The organism is Nocardiopsis sp. CNZ308 (assembly GCF_004217075.1).
The window spans coordinates 5,102,858-5,115,177 of sequence record NZ_SHKJ01000001.1 but is presented as its reverse complement, the minus strand read 5'-3'; the positions used below and the strand labels follow the sequence as shown (position 1 = coordinate 5,115,177).

Below are 12,320 nucleotides of genomic sequence, written 5' to 3'. Positions count from 1 at the left end.
CTGGCTGGCCGGTCCTACTCGGAGGCCCCCGCGTCGCCCTGCTCGGCCTCCTCGCGCTGGCGGCGGTGGTACTCCTCCATCGCCTTGGGCGTGTTCAGCGGCGAGGGGACCCAGGCCACCTCGGTGTCGACCTCGCCGCGCTGGATGCGGCGCTCCTCCTCGGTGAGGTACTCCTCGGGGATGTCGAACTCGCCGTCACGGGCGCCCAGGACGAAGGCCTCCCACTCGGCGGGGGTGAAGAACAGGGTGCCCTTCTCGGGGGACTTGCCGTCGCGCACCGCGCGGAAGCCGTCGTCGAAGGTGGCGACCTCGACCACGGCCTCGGACTCCTCCTTGGACAGGGAGGACCGCATCCAGACCGCGTCGGTGGTGTCGTGCCACTTCTCGTTGCCCATGGCCTCGGGCGGGAGCTGCCGCTCGGTCTCGGTCCGCTCGCTCATCGCACTTCCTCTTCCCAGCAACCGGCGTCGGCCGGGGTGCCCGGGCCGACGGGACAGCGCCGCGGCCTGTCCCACCGCCCGACCCTAGCGCGTGCCGGAGGGGATCAGGAGCGCCTTCCGCTCTCCTCGCCCACGTCGGGGCCGTCCAGCGGCGAGGGGGTCTCGTCCAGCTCGGAGGGCGTCTCGTCGAGCTCGGAGATCTGGTCGTCGTCCAGGTCGGCGTAGGGGTCGTCGCGCTTCCTGCGCCGGTCGTTGAGGAAGGCGAACAGCTCGGCCACCTCGAAGAGGACGATGAGCGGAACGGCCAGGGCGAGCATGGAGATCGGCTCGGCCGGGGTGATGACGGCCGCGATCACGAACACCGCGAAGATGATGACGCGGCGCCACTTGGCGATGGCCGCGTGCGGCAGGATCCCGATGATGTTGAGCAGCGCCACCAGCAGCGGCAGCACGAAGCCCAGGCCGAACATGCCCATCATGATGAGCATGTAGTTGAGGTACTCACTGATGGTGAGGAAGGGGTCGGCGTCCTCGGGCAGGAACCCGAAGAGCATCGTCAGCGCGTACGAGGTGATGAAGTACGCCAGGGTCGCGCCCACCGCGAACAGGACCGCGGCCAGGGGCGCGAAGATGTAGGCGTAGCGCTTCTCGCGCCCGTGCAGGGCCGGGGCGACGAAGGCCCACAGCTGGTACAGCCAGAACGGCGCGGAGACGAGGGCGCCGACGAAGAGCCAGATCTTCATCGAGACGAAGAAGGCGTCGAAGGGCCCGGTGACGATGAGCGAGCAGTCGTCGGGACCGTTCACCTGGGACACCGGCAGGGAGCAGTAGGGCTCCACCAGGAAGTCCCACACCCAGTCGTCGGTCAGGACGCCGACCACCGCGCCCAGGGCGAGGGCGATCATCGCCTTCACCAGGCGGTTGCGCAGCTCGCGCAGGTGGTCCATGAGCGGCATCCGGGCCTCGGGGTTGGTGGCCCGGCTTCGTGCCCTCATCGTGCGGTCACTCTCTCGTCGTCTGCTCCGGCCCCGTGCCGCTCGGCGTCGGGGCCCTGGACTCCGGGGCGGGGCGGAGCCCGCGCGCGCGTCGCTCCACGGCCTCCGGGAGGCTAGTTGCCGTAGGTGCGGTGCGTGGTCTCACCGGACTCGTCGACGATGCGCTGGCCGGGGGGCAGCTGCGGGTAGCCCTGCTGCTGGGGCTGCTGCGGCTGCTGGTAGCCCTGCTGGGGCTGGCCCGGCGCGTTCTGCTGAGGGGCCTGCTGCTGGTGGGTCTGGGCGCGGGTGTCCGCGTTGTCCTCGGACTCGTTGTTGTCGTCGTCGACCAGGCCCTTGCTCTCGGCCTTGAGGATGCGCGCGCTGCGCCCCAGGGAGCGGGCCAGGTCCGGGAGCTTCTTGGCTCCGAAGAGCAGGATCGCCAGGACGATGAGGATGGCGATGGTAGGTCCGTTGAACGGTCCCATGGTTCTACCTCTCTGTGGGGCGCGACCAAGCGCCTTCGATGGTACGCGCATTCGGACGCGGGGCCATCACGGCCCCGCGACGCCGCGGCCGACGCGCTCACGCAGGTCAGCGCTGCTCGTCCGGTACTCGTCCGACGCCCGTGCCACCGCCAGGGACAGCACCCCCGCCGCGCGGCGTGCGCGCAGCACCAGGGCACCGATGGCGACGAGTCCGGCCGCAACCACACCGATCAGGACAGCGAGGACGATCACGCTGCAACCTTATCCTTTCCGGACCGACCTGTCCCTTGACCCTGGGTGAACGTCTGGGCCTCACTCGGGCGACGAAGTGGTCTCGACCAATTTCACGGAGGTTTGGGGCGTCCGGTAGTGCTCCAGCGCACGGCGGGCCTCGGCCCGGGCCTCCTCTGCGAGCGCCACAGGAGACACCACGCGCCCCTGCCGCCCCAGACGCAGCGCCAGCCGCACCACCCAGGCCGGGGCGGGGGTGCGCAGGGTGGCACGGACCCCTCCCCCGGGCAGTTCGGTCACCGACTCGCACACGTAGTCCTCGGTCACCCAGCGGGCCGCGGGCTCCAGGTCCAGGACGACCAGGGCGTCGCGCTCCGAGCGCTGGAGGACGCCCCCGGACAGGTCGCGGCGGCCCACCCCCTCGGGCACCTCGGCGGCGAAGGGCAGCACCGTCAGTTCCAGGACCCGGTCCAGGCGGAACAGGCGCACGTCCCGGCGCAGGTGGCAGTAGCCCTCCAGGAAGGGGTAGCCGTCCTGGACCACCAGCCCCATGGGGTCCACGTCGCGTTCGGTGACCTGGTCCAGGTAGCCCGACAGGTAGCGCAGGTGCAGGCGCTGGCCCGCCTCCAGCGCGTCGGCGCAGCGGCGCTGGGTCTGGGCGACCTGCGCGTCGCCCTCCACGCGCACCTGGACCGAGTCGGCCAGCGAGCCCACGGCGGCCCCCGCGGCGGCGCGCAGCTTCTCGCCCACCCGCTTGAGGGCGCCGGTCTCCAGGCCCTCGGTCTCGGGCAGCGCCTCCAGCAGGGACAGGCCCACGACCAGGCTGGCCGCCTCGTCGGCGGTCAGGCGCAGCGGCTGGGCGAGGGTGTCGGCGTTGGCGATGATGATCTCGCCGGTCTCCCTGGCCGCGTCGAGGTCGACGTCGATGAGGTCGCCGGGGGTGTAGCCGGGCAGGCCGCACATCCACAGCAGGCTGAGGTCGGCGACCACCTGCTTCTCACTGAGCCCGAAGTGGCGGGCCACCTCGGGCACGCGCACGTCGCGGCCCAGGGCGTAGGGGACGAGCATCAGCAGGCGGCGCAGCTGGTCGGCGGAGCGGGGACCGCGGGCGGGGGCCTCGGTCTCCTCCACCGCGCCGGGACCGTCCCCGGCCTCGGCGGCGGGGGCGGTCTCGGCGGTGGCCGTCAGGTGCGCGGCCATGGCCTCGCGGGCGCCCACGGGTTCGACGACGACCGCGTTGGAGCCGAAGTAGGCCACGCGCCGCACCAGGTCGGGGGTGTCGGTGTAGGGCAGGGTGAGCGTGTCCCAGCCGACGCCGGAGCTGTCGCGCTCGCCGGGGACCACGCGCAGGGCGCTGCGGCGCAGGGCGTGCGCGGAGTCGGTGCGCACCCGCAGGACGGCGGTGCGCTCGGACTCGGCGCTGTGGCCCGCGACCACCGAGCGCAGGTCCACGCCCTCGGGGACGACGACGTCGGGGCCGCCGCGCAGGATGGTCACCTCGCCGCGGATGCGGCCCAGGCGGAAGACGCGGCGGGCGTCGCGCAGGCGGTCGTGGCCGACCACGTACCAGTGTCCGCGCAGGTTGACGATGCCCCAGGGTTCGATCTCGCGGGTCTCGGCCTCGGTCTGGCCGGGCTTGCGGTAGGCGAAGGAGACGGGGCGCCGGTCGCGCACGGCCTGCCAGACGGGGCCGAAGGAGGGCTCGTCGGTGCGCATGGCGGGCGTGAGTCCGGGGGCCGCCTCGCTGTCGACGGGGACCCCGGCGGAGCGCAGCTTGAACAGGGCGTTGGCGGCGGCCTCGCCGAGGGAGGCGTGCCGCCAGGCGCGGGCGGCCAGGCCCAGGACAAGGGCCTCGTCGGGCAGGAGTTCGATCTCGGGCAGCTCGTAGTCGGAGCGGGAGATGCGGTAGCCCTCCTCGCCGCTGATGGCGTCGCCGGTGCCCACCTGGATGGGGATGCCGCTGTCGCGCAGTTCGCGCTTGTCGCGCTCGAACATGCGCTTGAAGGCGGACTCGGTCTCGGCCTCGGCGTAGCCGTGCACCGTCTTCCTGATCTCCTGAGCGGTCAGGTGGCGGCGCGTGGACAACAGACAGATGACCAGGTTCAGCTGTCGTTCCGTCTTCCTGCGCGACATCGTCCGCACCCTTCTCGCCCGTGGTGGATGGACCGGCGGCGGCTGACGCTGGCGCGTCGCCCGGGCACCGGTTCAGCAACGACGGTACCGTGCCTTGCATGATCCGGTGGCGCCGTGGTGAAGTCCGTCAGATCCTCCCCTCCTGGCCGGGGGTCGTGCTGTGCGCGGTGGCGCTGGAGCCCGTGGCCGAAGAGGGCCGCAGAGGCCGCGAGGCCGCGGGAGCAGGCGGGGAGGTGACGTGCCGCGCGCTGGCCTACACCGACCTGGTGGGCGCGCCCGAGGCGGGCGACACCGTGCTGCTCAACACCGGTGCACTGGACCTGGGGCTGGGGACGGGCGGGTACGCACTGGTGGTGGCCGTGCCCGACCGGCTGCCCCCCGATCCCCGCGGGCCCGGCCACCTGGTCAAGGCCCGTTACACGCCGTTGCAGGCCACCGTGCTGGGCGCCGACGAGCAGGGCTCGCCCCACCACGAGGTGCTGCGCTCGGCCGAGGGAGTGGACGGCATGCCGGTGGTGGTGGCCGACCTGCACTCGGCGCTGCCCGCCGTGGTGGCGGGGGTGCGCGCGCACCGGCCGGGGGCGCGGATCGTCCACGTGATGCTGGACGGGGGCGCGCTGCCCGCGGCGTTCTCACGGCTGGTGGGCGCGCTGCGCGAGGAGGGGCTGCTGGCGGGGTGCGTGACCACGGGGCAGTCCTTCGGCGGCGACCTGGAGGCGGTGACCGTGCACTCGGGGCTGTTGGCGGCCCGGCACGTGCTGGGCGCGGACGTGGCGGTGGTGTGCCAAGGGCCGGGCAACCTGGGCACCGGGACGCCGTGGGGGTTCTCGGGAGTCTCGTGTGGTGAGGCGGTGAACGCGGCGGCGGTGCTGGGCGGGCGTCCGGTGGCGTCGCTGCGGGTGAGCGAGGCCGACGCTCGCGAGCGGCACCGGGGGGTGTCGCACCACAGCCTGACCGCCTACGGGCGGGTGGCGCTGGCGCGGGCGGAGGTGGTGGTGCCGCTGCTTCCGGGGGTGTTCGGCGAGCGCGTGCGCGTCCAGGCCGGGGTTCTGGGCGAGCGGCACACCCTGGTGGAGGTGGGTGTGGACGGACTGGAGGAGGCGGTGCGGACGCTTCCGGTGAAGGTGTCGACGATGGGCCGGGGCCTGGAGGAGGACCGCGCGGCCTTCCTGAGCGCCGCGGCGGCGGGCCGCCACGCGGCCGCGCTGCTGTAGGCGCGGGCGGGTTGTCCACAGGCTCCGGAGCGGTCTGGTCCGAGCTGGGGCCGGGCTTCTACCCTGGTTGAAGGGGGCGCCCGCGCCCCGCCCGCCTCGTGCTGCCCGGCCTTCGGCAGATCCGGCCCGGTCCGGCCCGAAGCGCCGGGCTCCGGGCCCTCGCCGCGCCCCTCCAAAGCGCCGGGTTCCGCACCCCCGGCCTCTGCGCCTCCCGCCCCGAGCCGCAGGCTCCGGGCTTCACGCCTTCCGTCCCGGACTCCGGTTTTCGCGTCTCCCACCTCAGGCGCCGGGTCCCGACGCGCCCCGCCTCACACCACGGGTTCCAGGCTCAGCGCCTCCCGCCCTGGGTTACGGGTTCCGGCGCGCACTCCGCCCAGAACCGCGGGTTCCCGGCCTCCCCGCTCCTCAGCGCTGGTCGGCCGGGCCGGGGTCGCCCGCCATGATCCCGGGCGCGAGGTCCGTCCCGTCCCCCGCCTGCGCCTCCGGGGCCTGGGGCTCCGGCCCCCGCGTGTCGGGAACCCGTGCCTGCGGCGTCTGCGCCTCCGGGCCGCGCCCCTCAAAGACCCGCTGCTCCGGTTCCCGGGCCTCCGAAACCTCCGCCCCGGCCACCCCGGCCGCACCCGACGCACCCGAAGTCCCCGACGCGTCCGGTGCCCCCGACACGTCCGCCCCGGAATTCCCCTCCTCCGTGGCCGAAGCCCGCGACCGCGCGTTCCCCTCCCCCGGGCCCCCGGGCTCCGCGGCCCGTGTCTCCGGCGCGGTCCGGGCCGCGGGCACGACCCTGTTCGGTCCGCTCGGCGCCTGTCCGGGCAGGGGCGCCCGCCGGGTGCCCTCCAGCATGTGCTGGGAGGGGGCCTCGAAGAAGGTCCCGGGCCGGAACATCGCCAACGAGGTCGGCCGGGCGCGCACCCCCTCGTCCACCCGCAGCACCTCGGGCACGAACACGGCCCCGTCCCCGCAGGTGATCCCCCACTCCCGCCCCCGGCCGGTCGCGACCACCTGCCCGGGCGCCCCGCCGGCGACCCCGCCCACCAGGCGTCCCGAGCACAGGGTGATCCGGGCGCTGCCGAACATCGCGAACGCCCCCGGGTAGGGTTCGGCTAGCGCGCGCACCATCCGGTCCACGTCGCTTCCGGAGGCGGTGAGGTCGAGGTGGCCGTCGCTGGGGCGTCGGCGCGGCCACACCGACGCGTGGCCGCTCTGCGGCCGCCGGGGCGCGGTGCCCTCCAGCAGGCCCTCCACGTGGCGCACGAGCAGTTCCGCCTGGAGGAGTCCCACGCGTTCGTACAGACCGGCGGCGGTGGCGTCCGGGGCCACGTCGAACCAGGCCTGGTCGACGATGTCGCCGCTGTGCTCCTCCCCTTCGATGTGGAAGAGGGTCACCGCGCTGGAGCGCATGTCGCGCAGGATCGTCCACGGGATGGGCGCCCGGCCCCGGCCGACGGGCAGCGGCGCCGGGTGCACTCCGACCCCGCCCAACGGCAGGGAGGACAGGACCTCCTGCGGGACGGATCCCGACCAGCCCGCGACGACCATCAGGTCGATGCCGTGGGCGGTGAGCGCCTCGCGCACCTCGTCCGAGTCGAGGGCGGCGCGCAGGTGCGGCAGACCGAGCCGGCCGGCGAGGGCCCCGTAGTCGTGGTAACCGGAGCAGTGGGCCAACTCGGCGGGGTGGGACACCACCAGACCGGGCGGGAAGCCTCGGGCGCACAGCTCCTCCAGCGCCGGAACACCGAGGCCCAGCCCGGAGGCGTAGCAGTAGCGCCGACGGTCTGACATGAGCTTCCCCCTCGCCCGTCCACCGATGGATTCGACTCTACGCACCGGTCGGGGAAGGGCAGTGGAACGCGGTACCTGGGCGTGTCCGCCCGGGTGGGGCCGGGCCGGACACGCGGACGCCCCCGCGGGTTCCCTCCCCGCGGGGGCGTCCGGTGCCGGCCGTCCGGGTGTACGCGCCCGGCTGCGCCGGGGACCGCTCCCCGGCCCCGGGCGTGCACGGGACCGCGCCGGGAGGGCTACTCCCCGCCCTCCTCGGGCGCGGGGGACTCCTCCGGTGCGGCCTCCTCGCCGCCGGCGCCCTCGCCCTCGGCGGGCTCGGGGGGCGGCGGGTTGTCGTAGGCGCCCAGGACGTCGATGACGAAGACCAGCGTCCCGGCGGGGGCTCCCCCGGACTCCTCCTCGGTCTCGCCGTAGGCCATGTCGCCGGGCACGACCAGCATCAGGCGGCTGCCGACCGGCTGGCCGACGATGCCCTCGTCCCAGCCCTCGATGACCGCGCCCGCGCCGATCGTGGTGTCGAAGGGGTCGCCGCCGCGGCTCCAGGTGGAGTCGAACACCGGGTGCTCGCCGTTGTCGTCGGCCTCCCAGCGCACACCGCTGTACTGGACGATGACCTGCTGGCCCTCCTCGACCTCGGCGCCGTCGCCCTCGATGAGCGGGACGACCTCCAGGTTCTCGGGGGGATCGGTGTCGGGGACCTCGATGGTGGGCTCGCTGTGGCCCTCCTGGGTCACCGTGGGCAGGCCGTCGCCGCCGTCGGCGACCTGCTCGCCCCCCACGACCGAACCCTTGTTGAAGCGGTCCATCAGGTCGATGACCAGGACGCTCGCGCCCTCCTGGACGGGCTGCCCCGACATCTCGGCCTGCTGGCGCTCCTGCTCGGTCAGGGGCGGGAAGACGTACACGGCCCGGCTGCCGACCGGCTGGCTGACCAGCACGTCGCTGATCTCCGCGGGCATCTGCTCCATGCGGATCAGGTCCGGGGCGCCGGTCTCGTAGCTGGACTGCCCCTCGACGGGAGCGCCCTCGCCGGGGCCGGTCCACTGGAACTGGACGACGTTGGCGATCAGGAGGTCGTCGGCGCGCACCAGCTCGTTCTCGCCCGGGCCCTCGTCGACGACGCCCGAGAGCTGCTCGGTCGGGGGCTCCTCGTCGGGGAAGGCGACCTCCGGTTCCTCACCGACCTCGCCGGTGACTTCGGGAAGCCGCGGGTCGAGCTGGTCCTCCCCCATACGCATGAAGGCGGGAGTACGCCACTCTTCGGGGATGTTTCCGCAGCTTGAGACCGCCAGGGCGATCGCGGTCAGCGGCACCGCGAGGGCGGCAGCACGTCGGTGCATGGGTCACAACCTCTGATTTCCGGCTTGGGACAGAGTCACACTACCGAAAAGAAGGGCCGTAACCATCCCCTGGAACACCACGAACGCCGGAGCCCCGACACGGACGGCCTTCGACCGCCGGACGGGGCTCCGGGAGCAGGGGACCGGAAGTCCTACATACCGGCGATGAGCTTCTCCACCCGCTCGTCCACCGACTTGAAGGGGTCCTTGCACAGCACCGTGCGCTGGGCCTGGTCGTTGAGCTTGAGGTGCACCCAGTCCACCGTGAAGTCGCGGCGCTGCTCCTGGGCGCGCCGGATGAACTCGCCGCGCAGCCGGGCCCGCGTGGTCTGCGGCGGCACCGACTTGGCCTCGAAGATCTTGAGGTCGCCGACCACCCGTTCCATCTGGCCGCGGCCCTGGAGCAGGTAGAACAGCCCGCGGTCGCGGTGGATGTCGTGGTAGGTCAGGTCGAGCTGGGCCACCCGCGGCGAGGACAGGGACAGGTCGTGCTTGTCGCGGTAGCGCTCCAGCAGCAGGTACTTGGCCACCCAGTCGATCTCGCGGGAGACGCTCTCCAGGTTCTGGGTCTCGACCGCCTCCAGGGTGCGCTGCCACAGCTCCAGGACGCGCTTGCCGGTGGCGTCGGTGCCGTGCCGGTCGACGTAGCTCTGCACCTTGTCCAGGTACTCGCGCTGGATCTCCAGCGCGCTGGCCTCGCGCCCGTTGGCCAGGCGCACCTTGCGGCGGCCGGTCATGTCGTGGCTGACCTCGCGGATGGCCCGGATCGGGTTCTCCAGCGTGTAGTCGCGCATGACCACACCGGCCTCGATCATGCGCAGCACCAGGTCGGTGGAGCCCAGCTTGAGCAGGGTGGTGGTCTCGCTCATGTTGGAGTCGCCGACGATGACGTGCAGGCGCCGGAAGCGCTCGGCGTCCGCGTGCGGCTCGTCGCGGGTGTTGATGATGGGGCGCGAGCGGGTGGTGGCCGAGGAGACGCCCTCCCAGATGTGCTCGGCGCGCTGGCTGACGCAGAACAGGGCGCCGCGGGGGGTCTGGAGCACCTTCCCGGCGCCGCAGATGATCTGGCGGGTGACCAGGAAGGGGATGAGCACGTCGGCCAGGCGTCCGAACTCGCCGTGCCGTCCCACGAGGTAGTTCTCGTGGCAGCCGTAGGAGTTGCCCGCCGAGTCGGTGTTGTTCTTGAACAGGTAGATGTCCCCGGCGATGCCCTCCTCGTGCAGGCGCTGCTCGGCGTCGACCTGCAGCCCCTCCAGGATGCGCTCACCGGCCTTGTCGTGGGCCACCAGGTCCACGAGACTGTCGCACTCGGGGGTGGCGTACTCGGGGTGGCTGCCCACGTCCAGGTACAGGCGGGCGCCGTTGCGCAGGAACACGTTGCTGCTGCGCCCCCAGGAGACCACCCTGCGGAAGAGGTAGCGGGCGACCTCGTCCGGGGACAGGCGGCGCTGTCCACGGAAGGTGCACGTGACCCCGTACTCGTTCTCCAGCCCGAAGATCCGTCGTTCCACGCGGCCTCACCAACTTCCCGTCACCGGGGTGTGGACGACGGGGCCGCGCCGTCCACACCCGCCCGGCCGGTGCGGCGCCTCGGGAGCGCCGCACCGTGAATCATCGTTTCCAGGTCACTCGTCGGTCCCGCCCGTGGTGGTGCTTCCGGTGGTTCCGGTGCTTGCGGTGCCGCCTCCGGCCGCCCTGCCCTCCGCGATGAGGTCGGTCAGGCGCTGGCCGTGGATGCGGCGGAACTTGCGGTGCTCCCTGGACCGCTCCAGGACCGCGACCTCCAGGTTGGTGGCCTCCAGTTCGCGCTCCTCGCCGTTCTCCCTGGCCAGGGCGTGGGTGGCCGCGTTGAGGGCGGCGCTGAGGGGGGCGTCGGCGGCGAAGCGGTCCTTGAGCACGCCGGACACGTGCTCGGAGGAGCCTCCCACGGCCACGAAGCCCTGTTCGTCCACGATGGAGCCGTCGAAGGTGATGCGGTAGATCTCGTCGTCGGCGGCGGTGTCGCCGACCTCGGCGACGACGATCTCCACCTCCCAGGGCTTGAGGCTCTCGCTGAACACGGTGCCCAGGGTCTGGGCGTAGATGTTGGCGAGCTGGCGCCCGCTGACGTCGCGGCGGTCGTACTGGTACCCGCGCACGTCGGCGAAGCGCACGCCCATCAGGCGCAGGTTCTCGAACTCGGGGTAGCGGCCGACGGCGGCGAAGCCGATCCGGTCGTAGAGCTCGCTGATCTTGTGCAGGGTGCGGGACATGTTGTCCGCCACCAGGAGGATCCCGCCCTCGTACTGCAGGACGACGGCGCTGCGGCCGCGCGCGATGCCCTTGCGCGCGTAGTCCGCCTTGTCCTTCATCTGCTGTTCGGGGGCGACGTAGAACGGCATCGACACCGCGGATCGTTTCCTTACCTAGTCGGGAGATGTCTGGTGTGGGACGGGGCCGGTTCAGCCCAGCGTGGCCGTGGGACCGTCGGGGTCGGCCGCGCGCCCCTGGACCACCTCGGTCGCCAGGCGGGCCACGTCCTCGGCGGGCAGGCGGCGGTGGCCGTCCTCGGTGACGACGTCGACGAGGGGGAAGATCTTGCGGTGCAGGTCGGGGCCGCCGGTGGCGGAGTCGTCGTCGGCGGCGTCGTAGAGGGCCTCCAGGGCGACCTTGGCGGCGCCGGTCTGGTCGAGGTCCTCGCGGTAGAGCTTCTTGATCGCGCCCCTGGCGAAGACCGATCCGGAGCCGATGGAGTGGTAGCGCTGCTCCTCGTAGCGGCCGCCGGTGGCGTCGTAGCTGAACACGCGGCCCTGGCCGGTGTTCTCGTCGTAGCCGACCAGCAGCGGGACGACGACGAAGCCCTGCATGGCCAGGCCGAGGTTGCCGCGCACCATCTGCGCGAGCTTGTTGGCCTTGCCTTCGAGGGAGAGCGAGCGGCCCTCCATCTTCTCGTAGTGCTCCAGCTCGACCTGGTAGAGGCGGGCCAGCTCGATGCCGAACCCGGCCGAACCCGCGATGGCCACGGCGGAGTACTCGTCGGTGCGGAAGACCTTCTCCATGTCGCGGTTGGCGATGATGTTGCCCTGCGTGGCCCTGCGGTCGCCCGCCAGGAGCACGCCGCCGGGGAAGGTCAGTGCGACGATGGTCGTGGCGTCGGGGGTGAGGTGCTCGGTCCCGCCGCCCGGGGGCAGCTTGTGTCCGGGCAGCATCTCGGGGCGGACCGAACTGAGAAACTCGGTGAAGGACGAGGTTCCCGCACTCATGAAAGCGGCGGGCAACCGTCCGCCCTCGAACCCTTCGAACACGCGACTCCCTCCACGCGCGCCCCACCCCGTCATGGGGGCGGGTGGGGCGCCTCTTGTCCTTGTTGTCTGCGGTGGCTGTGCGCCGACCGTTGGAACTGACCCTAGTCCTGTGCGCGGCGGGGCTGGCGGCGCTGGAGTGCGCTGTCAGCGAACCGCCGCGGAGCGGCTACTGGCCGCCCTTCTGCACGAACTGTCGGACGAAGTCCTCGGCGTTGCTCTCCAGCACGTCGTCGATCTCGTCGAGGATGTCGTCGACGTCCTCGTCCAGTTGGTCCTTGCGCTCCTGAACGTCCGCCGAGGCCTCGGTCTCCTCGACCTCCTCGTCGCGGCGCGAGGCGTGCTTCTGGCCGCCCGTGTCCTTCGTCGCCATAGCCTGTTACCTCCCGTTCGGGCTCCCCGTTCGGGGCTCTTGCCCTTATCTTGGCCCAACACCGGGCGCC

11 protein-coding genes and 1 pseudogene are annotated in these 12,320 nt (G+C 72.6%); 1 reads left to right on the top strand and 11 read right to left on the bottom strand.

Annotated elements, in window-relative coordinates; translation table 11 throughout:
• Positions 1-14 precede the first annotated feature (14 nt).
• The 5 genes from EV372_RS21900 to EV372_RS21880 all read right to left on the bottom strand — a co-directional run bounded on the left by EV372_RS21900 (position 15) and on the right by EV372_RS21880 (position 4,263).
• A complete protein-coding gene (locus EV372_RS21900; protein ID WP_130397545.1) occupies positions 15-440 on the bottom strand; it encodes a DUF397 domain-containing protein in 426 nt (141 codons plus the stop codon).
• Positions 441-544: 104 nt separating this feature from the next.
• Positions 545-1,396: a twin-arginine translocase subunit TatC gene (tatC, locus tag EV372_RS21895; protein WP_130399044.1), complete on the bottom strand. Its 852-nt coding sequence runs from the start codon at positions 1,394-1,396 to the stop codon at positions 545-547.
• A gap of 152 nt (positions 1,397-1,548) precedes the next feature.
• Positions 1,549-1,899 carry a Sec-independent protein translocase subunit TatA gene (gene tatA / locus EV372_RS21890; protein ID WP_130397544.1) on the bottom strand — a complete coding sequence of 117 codons (351 nt, stop codon included), beginning with the start codon at positions 1,897-1,899 and terminating at the stop codon, positions 1,549-1,551.
• A 66-nt stretch (positions 1,900-1,965) separates the two neighbouring features.
• Complete coding sequence (locus EV372_RS21885; RefSeq protein ID WP_130397543.1) at positions 1,966-2,151, bottom strand: hypothetical protein; 186 nt, start codon at positions 2,149-2,151, stop codon at positions 1,966-1,968.
• A gap of 60 nt (positions 2,152-2,211) precedes the next feature.
• Positions 2,212-4,263 (bottom strand): WYL domain-containing protein, encoded by a 2,052-nt coding sequence (locus EV372_RS21880; RefSeq protein WP_130397542.1) that lies wholly within the window; start codon positions 4,261-4,263, stop codon positions 2,212-2,214.
• A gap of 98 nt (positions 4,264-4,361) precedes the next feature.
• Between EV372_RS21880 and EV372_RS21875 the strand changes: the two genes are divergently transcribed.
• The gene (locus EV372_RS21875; RefSeq protein ID WP_130397541.1) at positions 4,362-5,477 is read left to right on the top strand and encodes a DUF3866 family protein; all 1,116 of its coding nucleotides are present in this window, start codon (positions 4,362-4,364) and stop codon (positions 5,475-5,477) included.
• 789 nt (positions 5,478-6,266) lie between these two features.
• Here the strand turns inward: EV372_RS21875 and EV372_RS21870 are convergent.
• The 6 genes and pseudogenes from EV372_RS21870 to EV372_RS21845 form a co-directional block, all read right to left on the bottom strand.
• Positions 6,267-7,256 (bottom strand): annotated as a pseudogene (locus tag EV372_RS21870) (methionyl-tRNA formyltransferase); the annotation flags it as partial.
• A gap of 236 nt (positions 7,257-7,492) precedes the next feature.
• Positions 7,493-8,596 carry an FKBP-type peptidyl-prolyl cis-trans isomerase gene (locus tag EV372_RS21865; protein WP_130397539.1) on the bottom strand — a complete coding sequence of 368 codons (1,104 nt, stop codon included), beginning with the start codon at positions 8,594-8,596 and terminating at the stop codon, positions 7,493-7,495.
• Between the two features lie 152 nt (positions 8,597-8,748).
• Positions 8,749-10,107: a Pup--protein ligase gene (pafA, locus tag EV372_RS21860; protein ID WP_130397538.1), complete on the bottom strand. Its 1,359-nt coding sequence runs from the start codon at positions 10,105-10,107 to the stop codon at positions 8,749-8,751.
• 114 nt (positions 10,108-10,221) lie between these two features.
• Positions 10,222-10,983 carry a proteasome subunit alpha gene (gene prcA, locus EV372_RS21855; RefSeq protein ID WP_130397537.1) on the bottom strand — a complete coding sequence of 254 codons (762 nt, stop codon included), beginning with the start codon at positions 10,981-10,983 and terminating at the stop codon, positions 10,222-10,224.
• Between the two features lie 54 nt (positions 10,984-11,037).
• A complete protein-coding gene (gene prcB / locus EV372_RS21850; protein ID WP_130397536.1) occupies positions 11,038-11,880 on the bottom strand; it encodes a proteasome subunit beta in 843 nt (280 codons plus the stop codon).
• Between the two features lie 166 nt (positions 11,881-12,046).
• On the bottom strand, positions 12,047-12,250 hold the full coding sequence (locus EV372_RS21845) for a ubiquitin-like protein Pup (RefSeq protein ID WP_013152531.1): 204 nt from the start codon (positions 12,248-12,250) through the stop codon (positions 12,047-12,049).
• Positions 12,251-12,320: the final 70 nt, after the last annotated feature.

What these genes read in the sequence shown, in the direction of transcription:
- EV372_RS21900 (WP_130397545.1), bottom strand. Translation starts at nt 440, where the DNA reads ATGAGCGAGCGGACCGAGACCGAGCGGCAGCTCCCGCCCGAGGCCATG.
- tatC (WP_130399044.1), bottom strand. Translation starts at nt 1,396, where the DNA reads ATGCCGCTCATGGACCACCTGCGCGAGCTGCGCAACCGCCTGGTGAAG.
- tatA (WP_130397544.1), bottom strand. Translation starts at nt 1,899, where the DNA reads ATGGGACCGTTCAACGGACCTACCATCGCCATCCTCATCGTCCTGGCG.
- EV372_RS21880 (WP_130397542.1), bottom strand. Translation starts at nt 4,263, where the DNA reads ATGTCGCGCAGGAAGACGGAACGACAGCTGAACCTGGTCATCTGTCTG.
- EV372_RS21875 (WP_130397541.1), top strand. Translation starts at nt 4,362, where the DNA reads ATGATCCGGTGGCGCCGTGGTGAAGTCCGTCAGATCCTCCCCTCCTGG.
- EV372_RS21865 (WP_130397539.1), bottom strand. Translation starts at nt 8,596, where the DNA reads ATGCACCGACGTGCTGCCGCCCTCGCGGTGCCGCTGACCGCGATCGCC.
- EV372_RS21845 (WP_013152531.1), bottom strand. Translation starts at nt 12,250, where the DNA reads ATGGCGACGAAGGACACGGGCGGCCAGAAGCACGCCTCGCGCCGCGAC.